Raw genomic sequence first — 22,339 nt, forward strand, 5'->3', positions numbered from 1 at the left:
CGAACGCGCTTGCAGGGGTATCGGCGCCCTGCCTAGCTTGACCTGCAATGGCCGCATTCGAAGAGGTACGTGGATGACGATTCGAGTCTACCTGGTGGATGACCACGCGCTGGTCCGGACCGGGATGAAGATGATCCTGTCGGGGGAGACCGACATCGAGGTGGTGGGCGAAGCCGAGACCGGCGAAGACGCGCTGCGTGACGTCCGCCAGCTGCTGCCTGACGTGGTGCTGTGCGACCTGCACCTGCCCGGCGTGAGTGGCATGGAGGTGACCGAGCGTATCGTCCGCAGCCACCGCAACACCCGCGTGGTGATCGTGTCGGTGCTGGAAGACGGTCCGCTGCCGAAGCGTCTGCTCGAAGCGGGCGCTGCGGGCTACATCGGCAAGGGCTGCGATGCACAGGAGCTGCTGCGCGCGGTGCGCGATGTGGCCATGGGCCGGCGCTACCTGGGCACCAGCATCGCGCAGAACCTGGCCCTGTCGACCGTGGAGGGCAACGGTTCGCCGTTCGACAACCTGTCGCCGCGCGAACTGGAGGTTGCATTGCTGCTGACCCAGGGCCTGCGCCAGGAAGACATCGCGCGGCGCCTGAGCCTGAGTGCGAAGACGGTGAACACGCACAAGGCGCGACTGTTCGAGAAGATGGGGATCCACGACAACATCGCACTGGCGCGCATGGCCAGCCAGTACGGCCTGGTAGATCCGGCACGGCCGTTGTAAGGGATTCGGCCAACGGCTGAGCCCCTCGCGGTGGTGGTGCGGTTGGATTTGTGGGGTTGGCCCTGCGGAGGGACCGCGCAGGGGACGCCGTGAATCCATCCCTGGAGGCTCGGGCGCGCCATCCATGGCGCTTACGCCCCTGCGCAATCCCTCCGCAGGGCCACGGACAGGTTCCGTGCGCCGCCACCGCGGAACGAAGAAGGAAGAGCAGGAGCGGGTCGCGCGCTGCGCGCGCTCGCAGCCTGGGGTCGGATCCTTTCCCGGCGGGAAAGGGCTCTGACCCCGATCTTCATGTCAGTGGCCGCGTACGCGCTTGATGATCTTCGCGGCGTCGGCAGCGCTGGCGCGCACCTTGTCCCACTGGCCGTCGGCGATCCAGTTGCCCGGTACCATCCACGAACCCCCGATGCAGACGACGTTCTTCTGCTCGAGGTACTCGGCGGCGGTGTTCTCGGTGATGCCGCCGGTCGGGCACAGCTTGAGGTCCGCCACCGGGCCGGCCAGTCCCTTGATCATCGCCAGCCCGCCCACGGCGGTGGCCGGGAACAGCTTGCACACGCGGAAGCCACGCGCATACAGCGACAGCAGTTCGGTCGGCGTGGCCGCACCCGGCACCACCGGCAGCGGTGCAGCCGCCAGCGCATCGGCCAAGGCCGGCGGCGTACCCGGGGTCACCAGGAAGTCCGCACCTGCATCGATCGACTGCTGCATCTGCTCCACGGTCAGCACCGTACCGGCACCCACCACCACGTCCGGCAGCTCGCGCTTGAGCATCGCCAGCGCGTCCATCGCCACCGGCGTACGCAGCGTCAACTCGATCGCCGGCAGGCCACCTTCCAGCAACGCCGCACTGACCGCACGCGCCTGGTCCAGCGTATGAACCGTCACCACCGGCAGGATGCCCGCCGCATGCAACAGCTCCGCCGCCTTCACCTGATGTTGTTCGATACCCATAGCTCTGCTTCTGCCTTTGCTTCCGAATTTGATTTTCAGTGATCACTTCGCGGCGCGAGGGCGCCATGAAACCGTCCGGAGGCGGCGGCTAGCCCCCGCCAGGACCGTTCGCGCCATGGATGGCGCGACCGAGCCCCCATGGATGGGTTCACGGCGTGTCCTGGTGGGGGCTAGCCGCCGCCTCAACCAGGACACTTGCCGCCCACGCACGCCCGCAACGCTCTCCAACCCTCAGGCGTCTTTTGCCTCATGCGGCGCCGCCGCCGCTGCGGCATCGTGCCCCAACTCGTACTCCGCGTCGTATTCCCACGGCCCGCCATCGGCCGCCGCCGGACCGCACGAAATCGAAATCGCGCCCTGGTCGGCCGGCCCCACCACGCGCCGGTTGACCGCGAACAGATTGCGGCCCAGGTCATGTGCCGCCGGTGCGGTGTTCGGTGCCAGTGGCCGTGCCGCCCACTCCGCCGCATCCACCAGCACCTCCAGGGTGCCGGCTTCGCCATCGAGGCGGATCATGTCGCCCTCGCGGACCTTGGCCAGCGGACCGCCACGCGCGGCTTCCGGCGTCACGTGGATGGCCGCCGGGATCTTGCCCGAGGCGCCGGACAGGCGGCCGTCGGTGACCAGCGCCACGCGCCGGCCCTGGTTCTGCAGCAGCCCCAGCAGCGGCGCCAGCGAATGCAGCTCCGGCATGCCGTTGGCGCGCGGCCCCTGGTAGCGCACCACCGCCACGAAGTCCTGCGGCAGCAGGCCACCGGCATGCAGCTTGTTCAGCACCTGCGGCGCATCGACCACCACCGCCGGTGCCTCGATCGTGCGGTACTGCGGCTTCACCGCCGACAGCTTGATCAGCGACTTGCCCAGGTTGCCGCGCAGCAGGCGCAGGCCACCCTGGTGCTCGAACGGGTTGTCGACGCCGCGCACCACCTCGTCATCGGCGCTGCGTTCCAGGCCCGGCAGATAGACCAGCTGGCCGTCGCGCAGTTGCGGCTCGCGCGCATAGTCGGCCATGCCGCCACGCGCGACGCTGATCAGGTCACCGTGCATCAGGCCCGCCTTGATCAGCTCGCCGAACACGAACGCCGGGCCGCCGGCGGCCGCGAAACGGTTCACGTCGGCCTCGCCGTTCGGATAGACGCGGGCCAGCAGCGGGATCAGCTGCGACAGTTCGTCGAAGTCATCCCAGGTCAGTACGATGCCTGCCGCTCGCGCCACCGCGATCCAGTGGATGGTGTGGTTGGTCGAACCGCCGGTGGCCATCAGCGCGATGACCGCATTGATGATCGCGCGCTCGTCGATGATCCGGCCCAGTGGGCGGAAGTCATCCCCCAGCGCAGTGATCTCCAGTGCGCGCTCGGTGGCTTCGCGGGTCAGCGCATCGCGCAGCGGCGTGCCCGGATTGACGAACGACGCCCCCGGCAGCTGCACGCCCATCGCCTCCAGCAGCACCTGGTTGGAGTTGGCCGTGCCATAGAAGGTGCAGGTGCCGGCGCCGTGGTACGACGCAGATTCCGCTTCCAGCAGCTCTTCGCGGGTGGCTTCACCTGCGGCGTAGCGCTCGCGTACCTCGGCCTTCTGCTTGTTGGGGATGCCCGGGGTCATCGGGCCGGCCGGTACGAACACCGCCGGCAGGTGGCCGAAGGCCAGCGCACCGATCAGCAGGCCCGGCACGATCTTGTCGCAGACACCGAGGTAGACGGTGCTGTCGAACATGTCGTGGCTGAGCCCGATCGCGGTGGCCTGCGCGATCACATCGCGCGAGAACAGCGACAGTTCCATGCCGCCGCGGCCCTGGGTAACGCCGTCGCACATCGCCGGCACGCCGCCGGCCACCTGCGCGGTGGCCCCCAGCTCGCGGGCGATCTCACGGATCTGTTCGGGATAGGTCTCGAACGGCTGGTGCGCCGACAGCATGTCGTTGTAGGCGGTGATGATGCCGAGGTTCGGTGTCACCCCGCCGCGCAGGCGGCTCTTGTCGGTGCCGCCACAGGCGGCGAACCCGTGGGCGAGGTTGCCGCAGCTCAGGCGGCTGCGGAACGGGCCGTCACGCAGCGAGGCGTCGATCGCGGCCAGGTAGGCGGCGCGCGAGGCGGCGCTGCGGCGGATGACGCGCTCAGTGATGGCTTGCAGTTGCGGATGGAGGCTCATTGGCTACCGGCGTTCGAGGTGGCGAGAGGCAAGCGGCGGCAGGGCACCGCCGCCGACGTCAATCAGCCCAGTGGACGCGCAGGCGCGCGCCGTCCAGGTTGATCGCATTGAGGATCGGGTACTGCTGGGCGTCGTTGCTGTCCAGCGCCTGGCGCAGCACCTGCAGCTTCTGCTTTCCCCGCAGCAGCAGCAGGCGCTGGCGGCACTGGCGCAGGCCATGCGGGGTCAGGGTGATGCGCAGTGGCCACTGGTTCGCCCCGGGGCAGCCGGTGGCGTCCAGCGCGGCATAGGGCAGGGTGCTTTCCAGTGCGCGGGCCAGGTCCTTCGAGCCCGGGAACAGCGAGGCGGTGTGGCCGTCGTTGCCCATGCCCAGTGCCACCAGGCTCGGCGGCTGGCTGTGCTGGGCCTGCAGGTTGGCGGTGTATACGCATTCGGGCAGCGGCTTGCCGATCCGCACCAGCGGATCGAAGTGGGCGCCCTCGGCACGCTTGAGCAGGTTTTCGCGCACCAGCCAGGCGTTGCTGTCGCGATCCTGTGGCGACAGCCAGCGTTCGTCGGCCAGGCTCACTTCCACCCGGTCCCAGTGCACGTCCAGCTCGGCCAGCGCCTGGTAGACCGGCGCCGGCGTGGTGCCGCCGGACAGCAGGATGCGGGCGCGCCCCACCTCGTTGATGTCGTGGTTGAGCGTCTGCGCCATCTCGGCGGCCACCGCCTCGATCCAGCCATCGGCATCGCCGTGCGGGATGAACTCGATGCGGTCGTCGTGGAGGGTAGGGGTCATGCGGCAACTCCTGGTGCGTCACGTTCGGCGTCGGCGGCATAGGCAGCGGCGCCCAGCAACCCGGCATGCGGATGCATCACGGCCAGCGAAGGAACCCGCGCCATGATGGAAGAGAACCGGCCCTTGTGCTCGAAGCGCTGGCGGAATCCCGAGTGCTGCAGCGAATCGAGCATCTTCGGGGTCAGGCCGCCGGTCAGGAACACGCCATCCCACGCACCCTGGGTCAACACCAGGTCGCCGGCGATGGCACCGAACACGGCACAGAACACATCCACGGTGCGCATGGCCTGGGGATCACCGTGCAGGGCGCGGGCGGTCACGTCCACCGGCTGCAGCTGGCCGGGGTCGATGCCGGCCATCTCGCACACCGCGCGATGGATGTTGACCAGGCCGGGGCCACAGATCAGGCGCTCGTTGGAGACGCGGCCGAACTGCTCGGACAGGATCTCCAGGATGCGGATCTCTTCCGGGGTTCCCGGCGGGAAGCTGACATGGCCGCCTTCGGTTTCCAGCGGATAGCAACGGCCGTGGCGCATGATCAGGCCGCCGACGCCGAGCCCGGTACCGGGCCCGATCACCGCGTAGTTGCGTGGCTGGCCGGGCTTGCCCGGTACCCAGGCAGCCCCGCCGACCTGGACCACGTCGTCGGGCTGAAGCAGCGAAATCGCCATCGCCTGCGCGGCGAAATCGTTGATCAGGTGCAGCTCGTCGAAACCGAGCATCGCGGCGGTACGGCTGCGCGAGATCACCCACGGATGGTTGGTGATGCGCGCTTCGTCACCATCGACGCGCCCGGCCACGGCGAACACGCCGCGGCTTGCGCTGGCGCCGATCTGTTCCAGGTGGTGGCGCGCCGCGTCACCGAGCGATGGGAACTCCGCCACCGCGTATTCGCGGATGCTGTCCTTCCGCAGCGGCGCGTCCTGCGAGGTGTCGGCCAGGGCGAAGCGGGCGTTGGTGCCGCCGATGTCGGCAACCAGCACCGGCTGCGAGGTGGCACTCATGCCGACGCTCCGCTGTCCGGCGCGTCCACGCCCTGCGGCAGGAACTCGCCCGCATTGCTCGGGCCCCACTGGCCGGCGGGATAGGGTTCCAGCGGCAGCTTGGCCTCCTTCCAGGCGTCGGCGACGCTGTCGATCCACGCCCACGCCGCCCGAACTTCGTCGTCGCGCACGAACAGCGTGTGGTTGCCGTTGAAGGCATCCAGGAACAGGCGTTCGTAGGCGATGCGGCGGTGCAGGCCGGTCGGCACCGACAGTTCCAGTTCCAGCGGATGCAGTTCCAGCGCGCCCCATTCCGGGCCGGCCAGGCTGCTCATCAGGCCCAGTTCGATGTTCTCCTGCGGCTGCAGCTGGAACACCAGGCGGTTCGGTGCGGCCTGCGCGCGCTGCGGGCGCTCGAACAGCCAGTGGGTGACCGGCTTCAGCGTGACCACCACGCGGGTGGTGCGCTCGGGCAGACGCTTGCCGGTGACCAGGTGGAACGGCACGCCGCTCCAGCGCCAGTTGTCGATGTGCGCGGTGACGCCGGCGAAGGTTTCCACGTCGCTGCCTTCCGGCGGCTGGTAGGCCTGCGCCGGCTGGCCGTTGATGGTGCCGGCGGTGTAGCGGCCGCGGATGCTGTCACGCGCGGCGTGCCTGGCATCGAGCGGGCGCAGGGCGCGCAGCACCTTGACCTTCTCGTCGCGGATGCGGTCGGCTTCCAGCGAGGCGGGTGGTTCCATCGCGACCATGCACAGCAGCTGCAGGATGTGGCTCTGCACCATGTCGCGCAGCGCGCCGGAGCGCGCGTAGTACGCGTCACGGCCGTCCACGCCCTCGCTCTCGGCCACCAGGATGTGCACCGATTCGATGTAGTTGCGGTTCCATACCGCTTCCAGCAGCGTGTTGCCGAAGCGCAGCGCGATCAGGTTCTGCACCGCGGCCTTGCCCAGGTAGTGGTCGAGGCGGAACACGCGGTCCTCGTCGATCCACTGGCCGATGGTGCTGATGATCTCCTCGGCGCTCTCGCTGTCGCTCCCGATCGGCTTCTCCAGCATCAGCCGTGCCGGCGCGGCGAGCGCGCCGCCCTTGGCCAGGCCTTCGCAGGTGGAGATGTACAGGCCCGGCGGAATGGCCAGGTAGCTGACGCACTTGCGGTGCACCAGGTCGGCGACCGCGGCGGCGACCGAGTCGACGTCGCGCAGGTCCACCGAGCGGTAGTCGATGCGGCGCAGCAGGGCGCCGATGTCGTCCTGCGTGGCCATCGGCATGGCCTGCTGCAGGCGCGGCCGCAGGATGTCATGGAAGGCTTCGGTGTCATGCCCGGACAGGGCCAGCGCACGGATGCGGAAGTCCTCCGGCAGCAGGCCGTCGCCAAGCAGGCGAAGCAGCGAAGGGAACAGGTAGCGCTGGGCCAGATCACCTGTGGCACCGAACAGGAAGAGGGTGTCGTGCATCGCTCGAGTTTCAGATCCGGGTGACATCGTTGTCAATCGCTTCATGGCTGGGTTCGGGGGACATCCGCGCAACTGCCTGTCCGAGGTTCGTCGGGCGCGTTCTCCGGTGCACTGGAAGACCGTTCCATTCGAAACCACCACCTCGGCGGAACCTTCGTTCAACCGCCGACGCAGATCGGCGCGCACCGATCATCGGATAGTGCCACGTGAAAACGTTTACATGGCAGAATGGGCAACTGTATTCGATTGCAGTGCTCGCCGTCATGCGGCAAGCGCGCAATCATCACTGCCATCGGGAGGGCCGAGGCAGTCCCAAAAGACAGCCCGGCTTCGGGCGGACCGGATAGGTGATATGGCAAAAGTGCAGTTGCAGGGTGTGCGCAAGGTCTATGACAACGGCCAGGTCGCGGTGAAGGACGCCACCTTCGAGGTCGCCGATGGCGAACTGATGGTGCTGGTCGGTCCGTCCGGCTGCGGCAAGTCGACGCTGCTGCGGATGGTGGCCGGCCTGGAAGAGATCAGCGGTGGCACGCTGACCATCGGCGATCGCGTGGTCAACGACGTGGCGCCGAAGGATCGCGACATCGCCATGGTGTTCCAGAGCTACGCACTGTACCCGCACATGACCGTGGCCGAGAACCTGGCCTTCGGCCTGAAGCTGCGCGGACATGACAAGGCGACCATCGACAGGCGCATTGCCGAGGCGGCGCAGACGCTGGGCCTGACCGAGATGATGGACAAGCTGCCCAAGGCGATGTCCGGTGGCCAGCGCCAGCGTGTGGCGCTGGGTCGTGCGCTGGTGCGCGAGCCGGCGGTGTTCCTGCTCGACGAGCCGCTGTCCAACCTCGATGCCAAGCTGCGCCACAGCGTGCGCACCGAAATCGCGCAGCTGCACCGCAAGCTGGGCACCACCATGATCTACGTGACCCACGACCAGGTCGAGGCGATGACCCTGGGCCAGCGCATCGTGGTGCTGAAGGACGGCATCATCCAGCAGATCGATACGCCGATGGCGCTGTACGACCGCCCGGCCAACCTGTTCGTGGCCGGTTTCCTTGGCAGCCCGGCGATGAACGTGCTGCGCGGCACGCTGCAGGGCGATGCCGGCGGCGTGACCGTGGTCGACGGCGAATGGCGCGCGCCGCTGGGACAGGCCACGATCGATCCAGCGTGGCTGCAGAAGCCGATCGCGGTGGGTGTGCGCCCGGAGCACCTGCAGCCGGCGGCTGCCGATGACGCGCACGCGTTCATCGCGCGCATTGAAGGCATCGAACCGGTCGGCAACGAGATCTTCGTCAACATGAGCAGTGGCCAGCACGCGCTGACCATGCGCGTGGCGCCGCAGTCGCTGCCGGGCGTGGGCGAAGACATCCGGGTGGCCATCCACCCGCAGGGCCTGCATTTCTTCAACGCGGAAACCGGCGAGCGCCTGTAAGGGGTAGTGCCGGCCGCTGGCCGGCAACCTCAACCCCGCATGGTTGCCGGCCAGCGGCCGGCACTACCATTCCTGCACTCACCCGTGCAGGTCCCCGACTGCTTCAGCGGGCCAGGCCATCCAGCAACGGCACGCGCTGCGCGATGGCATTACCCACCTGCAGCTCGGCGTCGCCAGCCTCCAGTGGCAGCACCGCCAGGGCCAGTTCGCCGGCTACGCTGGCAATCGTGCCGAGGGCCGCGCCGTCCTGCTGCACGCCATCGCCCGCCTGTGCGGGGGCCGCGGTATGCAGCAGCTGCACTGCACGCTTGGCCTTGCCGAGGAAATGGGTGCGGGCGACGATTTCCTGCCCCGGGTAGCAGCCCTTCTTCACGCTGTAGCCGTTCAGCCGGTCCAGCCCGAGCTGCTGCGGGGTCCACACTTCGCGCTGGCTGTGTTCCAGCCGCGGCAGGCCGTAGCGCAGGTCGGCCTGGCGCCAGGCCAGGGCAAAGGCGGCCTCGTCGGCGTCGCCGCCGATGGAGAAGGCATCAGCGGCGGCAATGCGCAGCGTGCGCGGCAGGGCGTCGCTGCCCAGGTCCAGTTCCCAGCCATCACCGGCGTGCGCGATCGCAGCGCCGCTGGCGGCCTCGGGCGCGGTGAACGCACCGGCCACTGCCAGGTCGCCGCGAGGCAGCACCTTCAGCTTGCGCCGGAACACGAAGCGCTGCAGTTGCGACGCAATCGCATCGGCATCGCCGTCGGCCAGCACCAGCATCACGTGATCGTCGGCCAGCCGGAGCAGCTGGAACACCGCCAGGGTGCGGCCCTTGGCACTCAGCCAGGCGCTCCACTGCCAGTGCAGCAGGGGCAGGGCGGTGACATCGCTGCTGAACTGGGCGTGGGCGAAGACGGCCGCATCCGGGCCCTGCAGGCTCAGCAGCTGGTGGCCGGGCAGGCGCGGATATCCGACGAAAGCAGGGGGCAGGTTGTCAGGCACGTGAACGAGGTCTAAAATTTGTGCGTTGCGAGACCGAACATGATAGGCCAAACAACCCCCACTCCCGACGACGAATCTGAAGCCCCGCTGGTCCCTGCGGCACCCGTGCCCGTGGAACAGGAAAAGGCGGAGGAATTCGGCGGCCGCGGCGGACTTGATCCGGTGCGGTATGGCGATTGGGAGAAAAACGGACGCTGCATCGATTTCTGATCAGCATTGAGCCAACGCGGCCGCGTGCCGCCCAGCCGAGACAACGAGCCCAGCGAATGGCGACCAGACAACGCCCACTTTCCCCGCACCTTCAGGTGTATCGCTGGCAGATTCAGATGGCCACCTCGATCCTGCATCGAGCCACTGGCATCTTTCTGTCTGTTGGTGCCCTCATCATCGCTGCCGGCCTGCTGGCCCTGATGATGGGGCCCGAGTCCTGGAACTGCTTCACCGGCCATGCCGGGGCCTGGTATGGCCGCGTGTTCCTGTTCGCGTGGACATGGTCGTTCGCCTATCACCTGTGCAATGGCATCCGCCACGTCGTGCAGGACTTCGCCATTGGTTTCAGCATCCCCGCCTTCATCCGCAGCAGCTGGCTGTCGGTCATCGGCAGCCTGGTGATCACCCTGCTGGTGTGGGCCTATGTGATGTTCGGAGGTGCCGCGTGAGCAGGTTCCGTACCCCGTTGAAGAACGTGCGCGGCCTGGGCTCGGCCAAGACCGGCACCGAGCACTTCGTGCACCAGCGCCTGACCGCCGCCGCACTGGTGGTGCTGGGCATCTGGTTCCTGGTCTTCGTGCTGGGCCTGCTCGGCTCGGACTACGCGACCGCCGCCGCGGCCGTGGCCAAGCCGTGGAACGCGGTGCCGCTGATCGGCCTGCTGATCGCCATGTTCTGGCACGCCCAGCTCGGCATGCAGGTCGTGCTGGAAGACTACATCCACGAATCGCTGCTGGCCCTGGTGCTGCAGACCGCGGTGAAGTTCGTCGCCGTGCTCGGCATGATCGTCAGTGTGTTTGCGGTGGGCCGCATCGCCCTCGGCGTTGCCTGAGCCCAGGCACCTACACAGGAATCCAGATTAGATGTCCGCTTACAAGATCACCGAACACAAGTACGACATGGTCGTGGTCGGCGCCGGCGGTGCCGGCCTGCGCGCCACGTTCGGCCTGGCCGCCAAGGGCCTGCAGACCGTGTGCCTGACCAAGGTCTTCCCGACCCGTTCGCACACCGTTGCCGCCCAGGGCGGTATTTCGGCCGCACTCGGCAACATGGGCGAGGACGACTGGCGCTACCACTTCTTCGACACCATCAAGGGGTCGGACTGGCTGGGCGACCAGGACGCCATCGAGTACATGTGCCGTGAGGCCATCCCGGCCATCATCGAACTCGAACATTACGGCGTGCCGTTCTCGCGCACTGCCGAAGGCAAGATCTACCAGCGCCCGTTCGGTGGCATGACCACCAAGTACGGCGAAGGCCCGGCGGCGCAGCGTACCTGCGCGGCGGCCGATCGTACCGGCCACGCGATGCTGCACACGCTGTACCAGCAGTCGCTGAAGCACGACGCGCGCTTCATGATCGAGTACTTCGCGCTCGACCTGATCTTCGACGAGGAAGGCGCCTGCCGCGGCGTGCTGGCCCTGGACATGTCCGACGGCACCCTGCACCTGTTCCGCGCCCAGGGCGTGGTGCTGGCCACCGGTGGTTACGGCCGTGCGTACTTCAGCGCCACCTCCGCGCACACCTGCACCGGCGACGGTGGCGGCCTGGCCATGCGTGCCGGCATCGCCATGCAGGACATGGAGTTCGTGCAGTTCCACCCGACCGGCATCTACGGCGCCGGCTGCCTGATCACCGAGGGTGTCCGCGGTGAAGGCGGCATCCTGCGCAACAGCAGCGGCGAGCGCTTCATGGAGCGCTACGCACCGCATTACAAGGACCTGGCGTCGCGCGACGTGGTCAGCCGTTCGATGACCATCGAGATCCGCGAAGGCCGCGGCGTCGGCGAGCACAAGGACCACATCCTGCTCGACCTGACCCACCTGGGCCCGGGCGTGATCGACGAGAAGCTGCCGGGCATTGCCGAAAGCGCCCGCATCTTCGCCGGCGTCGACGTGCACAAGCAGCCGATCCCGGTGATCCCGACCGTGCACTACAACATGGGCGGCATCCCGACCAACTACCACGGTGAAGTGGTGCAGAAGGTCGGTGACAACGACAACGCGGTCGTGCCGGGCCTGTACGCCATCGGCGAAGCGGCCTGCGTGTCCGTGCACGGTGCCAACCGCCTGGGCTCGAACTCGCTGCTGGACCTGGTGGTGTTCGGGCGTGCGGTGGCCAACCGCTGCGCCGAGACCATCAAGCCGGGCGCATCGCACAAGCCGCTGCCGGCCGATGCCTGCGACAAGGCGCTGGGCCTGCTGGACAAGCTGCGCCACGCCAACGGCGATACCCCGACCTCGGTCATCCGCGATCGCATGCAGCGCACCATGCAGGCCGACGCGGCGGTCTTCCGCACCAGCCAGACGCTGAAGGAAGGCTGCGAGAAGATGGACAAGATCTTCGACTCGTTCCAGGACGTGAAGGTCTCCGACCGTTCGCTGGTGTGGAATTCGGACCTGATCGAGACCTACGAGCTGAACAACCTGCTGCTCAACGCGGTGGCGACGATCAACTCGGCCGAACAGCGCAAGGAAAGCCGTGGTGCGCATGCGCACGAGGACTATCCGGACCGCGACGACGTCAACTGGCAGAAGCACACCCTGGTCAGCGTCGACGAGAAGGGCAAGTGCAGCTTCGACTACCGTCCGGTGCACATGTACACGTTGACCGACGACGTGTCCGTGGTGCCGCCGAAGCCGCGCGTGTACTGATCCGACCCCGCCTACCATGCAATCCGCGCCCACGGGCGCGGGCCGCCTGAGCCAACGAGAGCAGCCATGGCCGAGTTTTCACTCCCCAAGAATTCCAAGATCACGAAGGGCAAGCACTTCCCCGTCAAGAACGGCGGCAAGAACGTGCGCACCTTCAAGATCTACCGCTGGAGTCCGGACGACGACAGCAACCCGCGCACCGATACCTATGAAGTCGATCTGGATGCCTGTGGCCCGATGGTCCTGGACGCCCTGATCAAGATCAAGAACGAGATCGACCCGACCCTGACCTTCCGCCGCTCGTGCCGCGAGGGTATCTGTGGTTCGTGCGCGATGAACATCGACGGCACCAACACCCTGGCCTGCACCCGAGCCATCTCGGACTGTGGCAAGAAGGAAGTGCCGATCTACCCGCTGCCGCACATGAACGTGGTCAAGGACCTGGTTCCGGACCTGACCCACTTCTACGCGCAGTACGCGTCGATCAAGCCGTGGATCCGTACCCAGACCCCGGCACCGCCGGACCGCGAGCGCCTGCAGTCGCCGGAAGACCGCAAGAAGCTGGACGGCCTGTACGAGTGCATCCTGTGCGCCTGCTGCTCGACGAGCTGCCCGAGCTACTGGTGGAACGGCGAGCGTTACCTGGGCCCGGCGATCCTGCTGCAGGCCTACCGCTGGATCATCGACTCGCGTGATGAGGACACCGGTGCGCGCCTGGACGATCTGGAAGACCCGTTCAAGCTGTACCGCTGCCACACCATCATGAACTGCGCCCGGACCTGCCCGAAGGGCCTGAACCCGGCGCTGGCGATCGCCGAGATCAAGAAGCTGATGATGGAACGCCGCGCCTGATCAGGCCCGGCGGTATCTGGTAGAGCCACGCGACGCGTGGCTGTGCCACCCCAGTAGAGCCACGCCATGCGTGGCTTTGCTGTATCTGGAGAAACACGATGGAAGAAGATGTTCTGCTGAAGAAGCTGCGCTGGCGCTGCCGACGCGGCATGCGCGAACTGGACCAGCTGTTCGGCCGCTACCTGGACCGGGAGTGGAGCACTGCGCCGACCGAAGAACGCGAAGTTTTCCTGTTCCTGCTCGACTGCGAGGACGATAAGTTGTGGCGCTGGTTCATGGGCTACGAGGCCTGCCCGCATGCGCACGCGATCCCCCTCATGCAGAAGATCCTCGCCCTCAAGCCTTGAGTGGCGTCCCTCGCGGCTGCAGGCCGCCGCCCAGCTGGCGGTGTTGCTGGCCGCGCCCTGGCTGCTGCGCGCATCGGATCTGCCGCCGCAACTGCTGATGCCCGCGGTGTTGCTGGCCTGGGGCGCCGGGGGCACCGAGCTGGCCTGGCGCCAGCGCCGGCCACGCACGCAGCTGCTTCTGCCCCTGCCTCCGAAGCCGCTGCAGGTGGGCGGGCAGGGCATCGATGCGCCGCGGCTGATCGTACGCGGCCCCTGGCTGTTGTTGCTCTGGCGTGAGGGCGGCAGGCGCCAGCGCCTGTTGTTCTGGCCGGATGTGCTCGATTCCGGGCAGCGACGTGAACTGCGACTGGCCGTGGCCGCACGCAGCGTTTCCCGTCGGGCCCGGTCAATGGCACCATAAGCTGAATTGACCGGCGTGCCTGCATGTTCAAACCCATTCCCGTGGCCATCGGCCTGCGCTACCTGCGCGCCAAGCGCCGCAACGGCTTCATCTCCTTCATCTCGATGGCATCGATCCTGGGCATCGCGCTCGGCGTGACGGTGCTGATCACCACGCTGGCGGTGATGAGCGGATTCCAGAAGGAAATCCGCAGCCGCCTGCTGCAGATGACCGCGCACACCACCATCAGCCGCGACGGCGAGCCGATGCCGGACTGGATGCGCGTCGTCGACGTGGCCCGCAAGGATCCGCGCGTGGCCGGTGCCGCGCCTTACATCGAGATCCAGTCGATGATCAGCGGCCCGCGCGTTCAGGGTGCGATCATCCAGGGCATCGATCCGGCGTTGGAGCCGAAGGTATCGGTGATCGACAAGAAGGTCACCAAGGGCAGCTATGCCAGCCTGACGCCGGGCAGCTTCAACCTGCTGCTGGGCAAGGAACTGGCGATCTGGCTCGGCGTCGATGTCGGTGACCAGGTGCTGGTGACATTTGCCGAAGTGCAGGGCACGCCTGCCGGTGCGGTGCCACGGATGAAACGCTTCACCGTCAGTGGCATCTTCGAGGCCGGCTACAACGAGGTCGACCGGGGCGTCGGCTTCGCCAACATGCAGGACCTGGAGCGCGTACTGCGCAGCGACGGTGCCACCGGCGTGCGGTTGAAACTGCACGACATGGACCGTTCGCTGGAAGTGGGCGTGGACCTGGCGCAGAGCCTGGGGGGGGCCTACCGCGTGAGTGACTGGACCCAGCAGAACGCCAACCTCTACCACTCGCTGCGCATGGAGAAGGTGGTGATGGGCATCCTGCTGTCGCTGATCATCGCCATGGGGGCCTTCAACCTGGTGTCCTCGCAGGTGATGCTGGTGACCGACAAGCAGGCCGACATCGCCATCCTGCGCACCCTCGGCCTGACCCCGGGCGGGGTGATGCAGGTGTTCATGGTGCAGGGTTCGCTGATCGGCATCTTCGGCACGCTGGCCGGCCTGATCGGCGGCATCACGCTGACTCTCAACCTGGAGCGCATCCTGGGCGCCATCGAGCGCGTGTTCAACGTCAAGCTGTTGCCGGAGGATGTGTACTACATCACCGGCCTGCCGACCGACATGCAGACCGGCGACGTGGTGGCGATCACCGTGGTCGCGCTGCTGATGAGCTTCCTGGCCACCCTGTATCCCGCCTGGCGGGCAGCACGCACCCAGCCGGCGGAGGCCCTGCGTTATGAATAAGGTCTTCAACCGTGGCGATGAAGTGATCCGCGCCGAAGCACTGGGCAAGACCTACGCCGAAGGGCGCATGCAGACCCCGGTGTTCGATGGCCTGGACCTGACCGTGACCGCCGGCGAGACGGTGGCGATCATCGGTGCCTCCGGCGCGGGCAAGAGCACGCTGCTGCACCTGCTGGGGGGGCTGGATGTTCCGACCGCAGGCGAGGTGTACGTCACGGGCCAGCGCATGTCGGCGCTGTCGGATACCGCGCGCGGCCTGCTGCGCAACCAGGCGCTGGGCTTCGTCTACCAGTTCCACCACCTGTTGCCGGAATTCACTGCGCTGGAAAACGTGATGATGCCGGTGCTGCTGGCCGGCACCGCCGTGGCCGAAGCGAGCAGCCGGGCCACCACGCTGCTGGAAGCGGTCGGCCTCGGCCATCGCCTGGACCACAAGCCCGGCGAGCTGTCCGGCGGCGAACGCCAGCGTGCCGCAGTGGCCCGTGCGCTGGTCAATCATCCGGCCTGCGTGCTCGGCGACGAGCCGACCGGCAATCTGGATGACCGCACCGCGGGCACCGTGTTCGAGCTGATGCTGGAACTCAACCGTGCCCGTCACACCAGCCTGGTGCTGGTCACCCACGACCGCAGCCTTGCGCGGCGGCTGGACCGGGTGCTGGAGCTGCGCGAAGGCCGCCTGCACGCGCTCGCCCACGCCGACGTCTGAGCGCCCGGCAACGGCCGCCTCCCGGTGCCTGAACGGGTATACCTGCCATCGCGCCGGCCGCACGTCGGCCGGCGCATGATCGCGGCAGGTTCCCCGAGGAGATCGCCATGAAGACCCCGCTCCTGATTGCCGGACTCTGTCTGGCGCTGGCCGCCTGTGCGACCACCGGCCGGCTCAGCAGCACCGAAAAGCTCGGCCTGTACCGCGCCCATGCTGGCGCGCCGCAGAATGACATGCCGTTCTTCGGCAGCCTCAATGGCTGGACCGAACTGGGTGACAGCGCGCTGGCGGTGTGGACCCGGCCGAGCGAGGCCTACCTGCTGGAACTGAGCGGCCCGTGCCCGGACCTGCCCTACGCCACGGCCATCGGGCTCACCAGCAGCATGGGCCGGGTATCGTCGCGCTTCGACAAGGTACTGGTGCGTGACCCGACCGGTGGCCCGCGCATGCCGTGCTTCATCCACAGCATCCGCAAGCTGGATGTGAAGGCGCTGCGTGCCTCCGAGCAGGAGCTGCGCCAGGCGCAGGTGCAGGAGCGCGAGGAAAATACGAACTAGCGCGGTAGTGCCGGCCGCTGGCCGACATCGCGCAGATGCCAGGATGCCGGCCAGCGGCCGGCACTACCTGTGGGTCAGGCTTCCGGAACGAAGCCGGCCGGCTTTTCCGCGTCCTTCTCGAACAGGAACTTGACCAGTTCGCCTTCAAGGAACGCACGATGTTCCGGCGTCCGCGGCGACAGCCGGTTTTCGTTGATCAGCATGGTCTGGTGCGCAAGCCACGCGGCCCACGCCTGCTTGCCGATGTTGTTGAAGATGCGCTGGCCCAGTTCGCCGGGGTAGGGCACGAAGTCCAGGCCCTCGGCATCGCGTTGTTCGTACTGGCAGAAGACGGTTCGGGGCATGGCACTCACTCGTGGTTGCGGGGTTTCTTGGAATTTCGTTTCGGCGTCCTGATCGTGGCACCGTCGAGCAGCTTGCGGATCGGTGCCGGCAGGCCCAGCGAAGGCAGTTCGTCGGCGGCGACCCAGCGCAGCGTGGGTTCTTCCACGCGCAGGCCGTCTACCTGCCGTGACAGTACCTGCAGGTGCAGCCGGTAGTGGCTGAAGGTGTGCTGCAGCACCGGCAGCGCCTCGGCGTCTTCCAGCGAACCTTCCACGTGCGCATCGAACCAGTCCTGCAGCACGCTGCCGGCCTCGGCCTGCGGCAGCGTCCACAGCTGCGCCCAGATGCCGGTGTCCGGACGCTTCTGCAGCAGTACGCGCTGCTGGGCGTCGCGCAGCAGCAGGGCCACCGCTTCGCGCTCGGGCAGCGTTTTGCCCGGCTTGGGCGTGGGCAGTTCAGCGGTGCGGCCCTCGCGCCGCGCCACGCACGCGTCCTGCAGCGGGCAGATCACGCAGGCCGGTTTGGCGCGGCTGCACACCGTCGCGCCCAGATCCATCTGCGCCTGGGTGTAATCGGCCATGCGCCCGGCCGGCACCTGCGCCACGTGCGCCTCGGCGATTGCCCATAGCTGCTTCTCGATGGCCGGCAGGCCCGGGAAGCCGTCGATGCCGTGGTAGCGGCTGAGCACGCGCTTGACGTTGCCGTCGAGGATCGCGAACGGGTCGTTCCAGGCCTGGCTGAGGATGGCGCCGGCAGTGCTGCGACCGATGCCGGGCAGCGCGTGCAGCGCGTCGAAATCGCGCGGCAGGTCGCCGTCGTGCAGTTCCACGCAGCGCTTGGCGGCGGCATGCAGGTTGCGTGCGCGGGCGTAGTAGCCAAGCCCTGCCCACTGCGCCATCACCGCGTCATTGCTGGCGGCGGCGAGGTCGGGCAAGGCCGGGAAGTGCTGCAGGAACCGCAGGAAGTACGGGATGACCGTGGCCACCTGGGTCTGCTGCAGCATGATCTCCGACAGCCAGACCCGGTAGGGACTGCGCGGATGCTGCCAGGGCAGGTCGTGGCGGCCGTGGTCGTCGAACCAGTGCAGCAGGCGGGCGACGAAGTCGTCGGTGTGCGGGGATCCGGCGCTGGCGTGCGGCTGGCGGGGCATGGGTGTTCCAGAGAGGCAGCCACCCATGGGGTGGCGCTACCAGATATCAGTAGCGCCACGTCATGCGTGGCGGCGCGGTGTATCAGGCGCCCAGCGCTTCGGGCAGCAGGGCATCGACGAAGGCTTCCGGGTCGAACACGCGCAGGTCTTCCGGGCGCTCGCCGATGCCGGCGAAGCGGATCGGAATGCCGAACTCGCGGGCCAGCGCGAACACCACGCCGCCCTTGGCGGTGCCGTCCAGCTTGGTCACCACCAGGCCGGTCACGTTCACTGCGGCATTGAACTGGCGCAGCTGCGACAGCGCGTTCTGGCCGGTGGTGCCGTCGATCACCATCAGCACTTCGTGCGGTGCGGTGGGGTCGATCTTGCCGAGCACGCGGCGGATCTTGCCCAGCTCGTTCATCAGGCCGGACTGGGTGTGCAGGCGGCCGGCGGTGTCGGCGATCAGCACCGAGGTGCCGCGCGCCTTGCCGGCCTGCAGCGCGTCGAACGCCACCGACGCGGCATCGGCGTTCTGCCCCTGCGCGACCACGGCCACGCCATTGCGCTCGCCCCAGGCCTGGAGCTGGGCCACGGCAGCGGCACGGAAGGTATCGCCGGCGGCCAGCATCAGGCTGTGGCCGTCGTCCTTGAAGCGCTTGGCCAGCTTGCCGATGGTGGTGGTCTTGCCGACGCCATTGACGCCGACGGTCAGCACCACGAAGGGTTTGGCAGCACGGTCGATCACCAGCGGCTTGGCCACCGGCTGCAGGATCGCGATCAGCTCGGCGCGCAGCGCAGCCAGCAGCGCATTGGCGTCGGCGAACTCGCGCGACTTCATGCGCTTGCGCAGCCCTTCCACCAGGTCGGTGGTGGCACCTACGCCGACGTCGGCGGTGATCAGTGCGGTCTCCAGCTCGTCCAGCAGGTCGTCGTCGAGCTTGGGATTGCGCGAGAACAGGCCGCCGAAGCTGCGCGCGATGACACTGTTGCGCAGGCGTTCGCGCCAGCCGGGCTTGCCGGCCGGGGCTGGCGGGGCATCGACCAGCGCCGGCAGATCGGCGGCCGGGGCGGCCGGCTCCGCGGCCGGAACGACCGGAGCCAGCGGGGCCAGCACGGCGGCGGCGGCCAGCGCTTCGGCCTGGACATCCTCGGCCGCGATGACCGGTTGCGCAGCCGGCACGGCGGGCACTTCGGTGACCGGCGCCGGTACCGCGACGGGGGCCGGTTCCGGCACGGGTACCGGCGCTACGGCTTCGGCCACCGCAGTGGTGGGCGCGTCCTCGGCCGGGGCGGCTGACGGGAACGCCGCCGCCAGCTCTTCAGCCGAGTAGTGCTGGGTCTTGGGCGCGTCCGGTGCGGCGGCGTCCTGGGGCTTCTTGCGGCGGAAAAAACTGAGCATTGGCAAAAGGCGCTGAAATCAGGGGGATATGCTACCACTCGGGCCTGTCGGGCCGATGTGGACTCAAGGTCGCGGCGTGCCGGCCGTTAACCGGTCAGGAGGGCTGCGGCGTGCGGCCCGGAGACCGCCATGGACAACGTGATGGGAACCGCTCTGGGTGGCATGCGCGCGGCCCAGCAGGGCATGCAGGTAGCCGCGCACAACGTGGCCAACCTGTCCACCCCCGATGCGCAGCGCCTGCAGTTGCAGCGCAATGCGGTGGCGCAGGGCGGGGTGGCGACGGCGGTGACCAGCACCGCCCCCGATCCGGGCGCCCCCCTCGGCGATCTGCTGGCGGCCAAGGCCGAAGTAGTGGCCTTCGCCGCCAATGCCGCGGTCATCCGCCGCCAGGACCAGATGCTGGGTTCGCTGCTGGATCGCGAGGTTTGATCAGCCCGTCTCGGTAGGCGCCAACTGCCGCGCCTGGTGGGTGCCAACCTTGGTTGGCACGCTTTTGGGGCGCCAACCAAGGTTGGCCGCTACCAGAGCATCGCCGGGTAGGCCGGGCCATGCCCGGCGCCACCCTGTCGGTCAGGCCGACAGTTCCAGCAGCAGCTTGTTCAGGCGGGCCACATAGGCACCCGGGTCCTTCAGGCTGTCACCGGCGGCCAGCGCGGCCTGGTCGAACAGCACCCGGCCGAGGTCGTCGAAGCGCGCGCCATCGGCTTCGGCGTCGAGCTTGGCGATCAGCGGGTGGCCCGGGTTGATCTCCAGCACCGGCTTGCTTTCCGGCACCTTCTGCCCGCTGGCTTCGAGGATCTGGCGCATCTGCAGGCCCAGGTCCTGTTCGCCGATGGCCAGCACCGCGGGCGAATCGGTCAGGCGGTGCGAAACGCGCACTTCGGCCACCTCATCGCCGAGCACCGTCTTCAGGCGCTCGACCAGGCCCTGCTTTTCCTTCGCCGCTGCTTCCTGCTGTTGCTTGTCGGCTTCGCTTTCGAGTGCGCCCAGGTCGAGGTCGCCACGTGCGATGTCGACGAAGCCCTTGCCGTCGAAATCGGTCAGGTAGCCCATCAACCATTCGTCGATACGGTCCGTCAGCAGCAGCACTTCCACGCCCTTCTTGCGGAAGACTTCCAGGTGCGGGCTGTTGCGCACCTGGCTGTAGCTCTCGCCGGTGAGGTAGTAGATCTTGTCCTGGCCTTCGGTCATGCGGCCGAGGTAATCGGCCAGCGACACCGTCTGCGCATCGCCGTCGCCGCGGGTGGAGGCGAAGCGCAGCAGCCCGGCCACCTTCTCGCGGTTGTTGTAGTCCTCGGCCGGGCCTTCCTTCAGCACCTGGCCGAATTCCTTCCAGAACGTGGCGTACTGCTCGGGCTTGTCGGTGGCCAGCTTCTCCAGCATGTCCAGCGAACGCTTGGTCAGCGCCGATTTCATCGAATCGATGACTGGGCCGGACTGCAGGATTTCGCGCGAGACGTTCAGCGACAGGTCGTTGGAATCGACCACGCCCTTGATGAAGCGCAGGTACAGCGGCAGGAACTGTTCGGCCTGGTCCATCACGAACACGCGCTGCACGTACAGTTTCAGGCCCTTGGGGGCATCGCGGTGATACAGGTCGAACGGCGCGCGCCCGGGCACGTACAGCAGCGAGGTGTACTCCAGCTTGCCTTCGACCTTGTTGTGGCTCCACGCCAACGGGTCGCTGTGGTCGTGCGCCACGTGCTTGTAGAACTCGGTGTATTCGGCGTCGCTGATCTCCGTGCGCGGACGGGTCCAGAGTGCGCTGGCGCGGTTGACGGTCTCCCACTCGACGGCGGCGCCTTCTTCGCCTTCCTTCGGCATCTGGATCGGCAGGCCGATGTGGTCCGAGTACTTCTTGAGGATGCTGCGCAGGCGCCAGCCGTCGGCGAAGTCGTGCTCGCCGTCTTTCAGGTGCAGCACGATGCGGGTGCCGCGCTCGGCCTTGTCGACGGTGGCCACCTCGAAATCGCCTTCGCCGCGCGAGGTCCAGCGCACGCCTTCGCCGGCAGGCAGCCCGGCGCGGCGCGAGGTCACTTCCACTTCGTCGGCAACGATGAAGGCGCTGTAGAAGCCGACGCCGAACTGGCCGATCAGCTGCGAATCCTTCTTCTGGTCGCCGGACAGCTGGCGCAGGAAGTCGCCGGTGCCGGACTTGGCGATCGTGCCCAGGTGGGTAATGGCCTCGGCGCGGCTCATGCCGATGCCGTTGTCTTCGATGGTGATGGTGTGGGCGGTGGGATCGAAGCTGACGCGCACGCGCAGCTCGCTGTCGCCTTCCAGCAGGGCCGGCTGGGTCAGGGCCTCGAAGCGCAGCTTGTCGGCGGCGTCGGCGGCATTGGAGACCAGCTCGCGCAGGAAGATCTCCTTGTTGGAGTACAGCGAGTGGATCATCAGCTGCAGCAGCTGCTTGACTTCGGTCTGGAAGCCAAGGGTTTCGGTCTGGGTCGTCTCGGTCATCGATAAGGCTCCGTTTGCAATGCCGCGCCAGCGCGTGCGGCCTCGCCAAGGGGTAGGGGTGATTGTCCCGAAATCAAGGGGTTGGTCGGCCGGGCTTGCAGCCCTGCACCTGCAGAGGCCGATGCAACAGCAACAGCAACAGCGAGCTATCCGTGGGATGGCGGGGCGGTCTGGGTTGGCAGGACACGCCGTGAACCCATCCATGGGGGCTCGATGGCGCCATCCATGGCGCCAACGGTCCTGCCAACCCACACCGCCCCGCCTCTGACAGGTTCACTCGGCTGTTGGTAGGTGTCGACCTTGGTCGACACATCTGTCAGATATCGAAATAAATCTGGGGTCAGATCCGTTTTCCGCAGGAAAACGGATCTGACCCCAAGAGTTGTTCCGACAGATCGCAGGAAACTGTCGAAGGTGGGGTGGGTCAGGTTGTGGGGGTGTCTGATCTGGCCCCCTGAAAACGGACGCCATGAAGCCGTTTCAGGCGGCAGTCCGGAGCTGCCGGGCGTAGTTGTTAGGCGAGTGGTAGCCCAGCGCCGAGTGTAGCCGGGCTGGATTGTAGAAGCCGTGGATGTAAGCAG

23 protein-coding genes are annotated in these 22,339 nt (G+C 67.6%); 13 read left to right on the top strand and 10 right to left on the bottom strand.

Going from position 1 to position 22,339, the window contains the following annotated elements:
- Positions 1-73: 73 nt before the first annotated feature.
- A complete protein-coding gene (locus AC5P9I_RS14980) occupies positions 74-721 on the top strand; it encodes a response regulator (RefSeq protein ID WP_053506275.1) in 648 nt (215 codons plus the stop codon).
- 294 nt (positions 722-1,015) lie between these two features.
- Here the strand turns inward: AC5P9I_RS14980 and eda are convergent, their stop codons facing one another.
- The 5 genes from eda to zwf form a co-directional block, all read right to left on the bottom strand.
- The gene (gene eda, locus AC5P9I_RS14985) at positions 1,016-1,675 is read right to left on the bottom strand and encodes a bifunctional 4-hydroxy-2-oxoglutarate aldolase/2-dehydro-3-deoxy-phosphogluconate aldolase (protein ID WP_049468761.1); all 660 of its coding nucleotides are present in this window, start codon (positions 1,673-1,675) and stop codon (positions 1,016-1,018) included.
- 231 nt (positions 1,676-1,906) lie between these two features.
- Positions 1,907-3,823 (bottom strand): phosphogluconate dehydratase, encoded by a 1,917-nt coding sequence (edd, locus tag AC5P9I_RS14990; RefSeq protein WP_049468759.1) that lies wholly within the window; start codon positions 3,821-3,823, stop codon positions 1,907-1,909.
- A gap of 58 nt (positions 3,824-3,881) precedes the next feature.
- Positions 3,882-4,604 (bottom strand): 6-phosphogluconolactonase, encoded by a 723-nt coding sequence (gene pgl, locus AC5P9I_RS14995; protein WP_049468757.1) that lies wholly within the window; start codon positions 4,602-4,604, stop codon positions 3,882-3,884.
- Positions 4,601-5,608, bottom strand: coding sequence for a glucokinase (gene glk / locus AC5P9I_RS15000; protein ID WP_049468755.1), 1,008 nt, complete (start codon positions 5,606-5,608; stop codon positions 4,601-4,603). Before glk ends, pgl begins: the two co-directional genes overlap by 4 nt.
- A complete protein-coding gene (gene zwf, locus AC5P9I_RS15005) occupies positions 5,605-7,041 on the bottom strand; it encodes a glucose-6-phosphate dehydrogenase (protein ID WP_049468754.1) in 1,437 nt (478 codons plus the stop codon). The genes glk and zwf overlap by 4 nt, the downstream gene beginning before the upstream one ends.
- Before the next feature lie 352 nt (positions 7,042-7,393).
- On the opposite strand from zwf, the gene AC5P9I_RS15010 reads away from it, so the two are divergent.
- Complete coding sequence (locus tag AC5P9I_RS15010; protein WP_049468752.1) at positions 7,394-8,476, top strand: ABC transporter ATP-binding protein; 1,083 nt, start codon at positions 7,394-7,396, stop codon at positions 8,474-8,476.
- Between the two features lie 103 nt (positions 8,477-8,579).
- Here the strand turns inward: AC5P9I_RS15010 and ygfZ are convergent, their stop codons facing one another.
- Complete coding sequence (ygfZ, locus tag AC5P9I_RS15015; RefSeq protein ID WP_049468750.1) at positions 8,580-9,452, bottom strand: CAF17-like 4Fe-4S cluster assembly/insertion protein YgfZ; 873 nt, start codon at positions 9,450-9,452, stop codon at positions 8,580-8,582.
- A gap of 39 nt (positions 9,453-9,491) precedes the next feature.
- Here ygfZ and AC5P9I_RS15020 point away from each other — a divergent pair, with 39 nt between their 5' ends.
- The 10 genes from AC5P9I_RS15020 to AC5P9I_RS15065 all read left to right on the top strand — a co-directional run bounded on the left by AC5P9I_RS15020 (position 9,492) and on the right by AC5P9I_RS15065 (position 16,443).
- The gene (locus AC5P9I_RS15020; protein WP_005409075.1) at positions 9,492-9,662 is read left to right on the top strand and encodes a DUF1674 domain-containing protein; all 171 of its coding nucleotides are present in this window, start codon (positions 9,492-9,494) and stop codon (positions 9,660-9,662) included.
- Positions 9,663-9,718: 56 nt separating this feature from the next.
- A complete protein-coding gene (gene sdhC, locus AC5P9I_RS15025; protein ID WP_005416132.1) occupies positions 9,719-10,111 on the top strand; it encodes a succinate dehydrogenase, cytochrome b556 subunit in 393 nt (130 codons plus the stop codon).
- The gene (gene sdhD, locus AC5P9I_RS15030; RefSeq protein ID WP_049468748.1) at positions 10,108-10,494 is read left to right on the top strand and encodes a succinate dehydrogenase, hydrophobic membrane anchor protein; all 387 of its coding nucleotides are present in this window, start codon (positions 10,108-10,110) and stop codon (positions 10,492-10,494) included. The genes sdhC and sdhD overlap by 4 nt, the downstream gene beginning before the upstream one ends.
- 31 nt (positions 10,495-10,525) lie before the next feature.
- Positions 10,526-12,316: a succinate dehydrogenase flavoprotein subunit gene (gene sdhA, locus AC5P9I_RS15035; protein WP_053463388.1), complete on the top strand. Its 1,791-nt coding sequence runs from the start codon at positions 10,526-10,528 to the stop codon at positions 12,314-12,316.
- Between the two features lie 66 nt (positions 12,317-12,382).
- Complete coding sequence (locus AC5P9I_RS15040) at positions 12,383-13,168, top strand: succinate dehydrogenase iron-sulfur subunit (protein WP_005409079.1); 786 nt, start codon at positions 12,383-12,385, stop codon at positions 13,166-13,168.
- Between the two features lie 98 nt (positions 13,169-13,266).
- Positions 13,267-13,515, top strand: a complete 249-nt coding sequence (locus AC5P9I_RS15045) for an FAD assembly factor SdhE (protein WP_004153155.1) — start codon at positions 13,267-13,269, stop codon at positions 13,513-13,515.
- Complete coding sequence (locus AC5P9I_RS15050) at positions 13,466-13,915, top strand: hypothetical protein (protein ID WP_049468742.1); 450 nt, start codon at positions 13,466-13,468, stop codon at positions 13,913-13,915. The genes AC5P9I_RS15045 and AC5P9I_RS15050 overlap by 50 nt, the downstream gene beginning before the upstream one ends.
- Positions 13,916-13,938: 23 nt before the next feature.
- Positions 13,939-15,180: a lipoprotein-releasing ABC transporter permease subunit gene (locus AC5P9I_RS15055; protein ID WP_049468740.1), complete on the top strand. Its 1,242-nt coding sequence runs from the start codon at positions 13,939-13,941 to the stop codon at positions 15,178-15,180.
- Complete coding sequence (gene lolD, locus AC5P9I_RS15060) at positions 15,173-15,886, top strand: lipoprotein-releasing ABC transporter ATP-binding protein LolD (RefSeq protein WP_049407617.1); 714 nt, start codon at positions 15,173-15,175, stop codon at positions 15,884-15,886. The genes AC5P9I_RS15055 and lolD overlap by 8 nt, the downstream gene beginning before the upstream one ends.
- 107 nt (positions 15,887-15,993) lie before the next feature.
- On the top strand, positions 15,994-16,443 hold the full coding sequence (locus tag AC5P9I_RS15065) for a DUF6491 family protein (protein ID WP_049468738.1): 450 nt from the start codon (positions 15,994-15,996) through the stop codon (positions 16,441-16,443).
- A 74-nt stretch (positions 16,444-16,517) separates the two neighbouring features.
- Here the strand turns inward: AC5P9I_RS15065 and AC5P9I_RS15070 are convergent, their stop codons facing one another.
- The 3 genes from AC5P9I_RS15070 to ftsY all read right to left on the bottom strand — a co-directional run bounded on the left by AC5P9I_RS15070 (position 16,518) and on the right by ftsY (position 19,298).
- Positions 16,518-16,787: an oxidative damage protection protein gene (locus tag AC5P9I_RS15070; protein WP_019661206.1), complete on the bottom strand. Its 270-nt coding sequence runs from the start codon at positions 16,785-16,787 to the stop codon at positions 16,518-16,520.
- A 5-nt stretch (positions 16,788-16,792) separates the two neighbouring features.
- A complete protein-coding gene (gene mutY / locus AC5P9I_RS15075; RefSeq protein WP_049468736.1) occupies positions 16,793-17,917 on the bottom strand; it encodes an A/G-specific adenine glycosylase in 1,125 nt (374 codons plus the stop codon).
- A gap of 82 nt (positions 17,918-17,999) precedes the next feature.
- Positions 18,000-19,298, bottom strand: coding sequence for a signal recognition particle-docking protein FtsY (gene ftsY / locus AC5P9I_RS15080; RefSeq protein ID WP_049468735.1), 1,299 nt, complete (start codon positions 19,296-19,298; stop codon positions 18,000-18,002).
- A gap of 129 nt (positions 19,299-19,427) precedes the next feature.
- On the opposite strand from ftsY, the gene AC5P9I_RS15085 reads away from it, so the two are divergent.
- Complete coding sequence (locus AC5P9I_RS15085; protein WP_049468732.1) at positions 19,428-19,727, top strand: flagellar basal body protein; 300 nt, start codon at positions 19,428-19,430, stop codon at positions 19,725-19,727.
- 141 nt (positions 19,728-19,868) lie between these two features.
- Here AC5P9I_RS15085 and htpG read toward each other — a convergent pair whose 3' ends face one another.
- A complete protein-coding gene (gene htpG / locus AC5P9I_RS15090; protein WP_049468731.1) occupies positions 19,869-21,758 on the bottom strand; it encodes a molecular chaperone HtpG in 1,890 nt (629 codons plus the stop codon).
- Positions 21,759-22,339: the final 581 nt, after the last annotated feature.

Source organism: Stenotrophomonas sp. YJH_SMC_29, assembly GCF_059371235.1.

Coding starts and splice junctions, on each gene's coding strand:
- AC5P9I_RS14980 (WP_053506275.1), top strand. CDS start 74: ATGACGATTCGAGTCTACCTGGTGGATGACCACGCGCTGGTCCGGACC.
- eda (WP_049468761.1), bottom strand. CDS start 1,675: ATGGGTATCGAACAACATCAGGTGAAGGCGGCGGAGCTGTTGCATGCG.
- edd (WP_049468759.1), bottom strand. CDS start 3,823: ATGAGCCTCCATCCGCAACTGCAAGCCATCACTGAGCGCGTCATCCGC.
- pgl (WP_049468757.1), bottom strand. CDS start 4,604: ATGACCCCTACCCTCCACGACGACCGCATCGAGTTCATCCCGCACGGC.
- glk (WP_049468755.1), bottom strand. CDS start 5,608: ATGAGTGCCACCTCGCAGCCGGTGCTGGTTGCCGACATCGGCGGCACC.
- zwf (WP_049468754.1), bottom strand. CDS start 7,041: ATGCACGACACCCTCTTCCTGTTCGGTGCCACAGGTGATCTGGCCCAG.
- AC5P9I_RS15010 (WP_049468752.1), top strand. CDS start 7,394: ATGGCAAAAGTGCAGTTGCAGGGTGTGCGCAAGGTCTATGACAACGGC.
- AC5P9I_RS15020 (WP_005409075.1), top strand. CDS start 9,492: ATGATAGGCCAAACAACCCCCACTCCCGACGACGAATCTGAAGCCCCG.
- sdhC (WP_005416132.1), top strand. CDS start 9,719: ATGGCGACCAGACAACGCCCACTTTCCCCGCACCTTCAGGTGTATCGC.
- sdhA (WP_053463388.1), top strand. CDS start 10,526: ATGTCCGCTTACAAGATCACCGAACACAAGTACGACATGGTCGTGGTC.
- AC5P9I_RS15040 (WP_005409079.1), top strand. CDS start 12,383: ATGGCCGAGTTTTCACTCCCCAAGAATTCCAAGATCACGAAGGGCAAG.
- AC5P9I_RS15045 (WP_004153155.1), top strand. CDS start 13,267: ATGGAAGAAGATGTTCTGCTGAAGAAGCTGCGCTGGCGCTGCCGACGC.
- AC5P9I_RS15050 (WP_049468742.1), top strand. CDS start 13,466: ATGCGCACGCGATCCCCCTCATGCAGAAGATCCTCGCCCTCAAGCCTT.
- AC5P9I_RS15055 (WP_049468740.1), top strand. CDS start 13,939: ATGTTCAAACCCATTCCCGTGGCCATCGGCCTGCGCTACCTGCGCGCC.
- lolD (WP_049407617.1), top strand. CDS start 15,173: ATGAATAAGGTCTTCAACCGTGGCGATGAAGTGATCCGCGCCGAAGCA.
- AC5P9I_RS15065 (WP_049468738.1), top strand. CDS start 15,994: ATGAAGACCCCGCTCCTGATTGCCGGACTCTGTCTGGCGCTGGCCGCC.
- AC5P9I_RS15070 (WP_019661206.1), bottom strand. CDS start 16,787: ATGCCCCGAACCGTCTTCTGCCAGTACGAACAACGCGATGCCGAGGGC.
- mutY (WP_049468736.1), bottom strand. CDS start 17,917: ATGCCCCGCCAGCCGCACGCCAGCGCCGGATCCCCGCACACCGACGAC.
- ftsY (WP_049468735.1), bottom strand. CDS start 19,298: ATGCTCAGTTTTTTCCGCCGCAAGAAGCCCCAGGACGCCGCCGCACCG.
- AC5P9I_RS15085 (WP_049468732.1), top strand. CDS start 19,428: ATGGACAACGTGATGGGAACCGCTCTGGGTGGCATGCGCGCGGCCCAG.
- htpG (WP_049468731.1), bottom strand. CDS start 21,758: ATGACCGAGACGACCCAGACCGAAACCCTTGGCTTCCAGACCGAAGTC.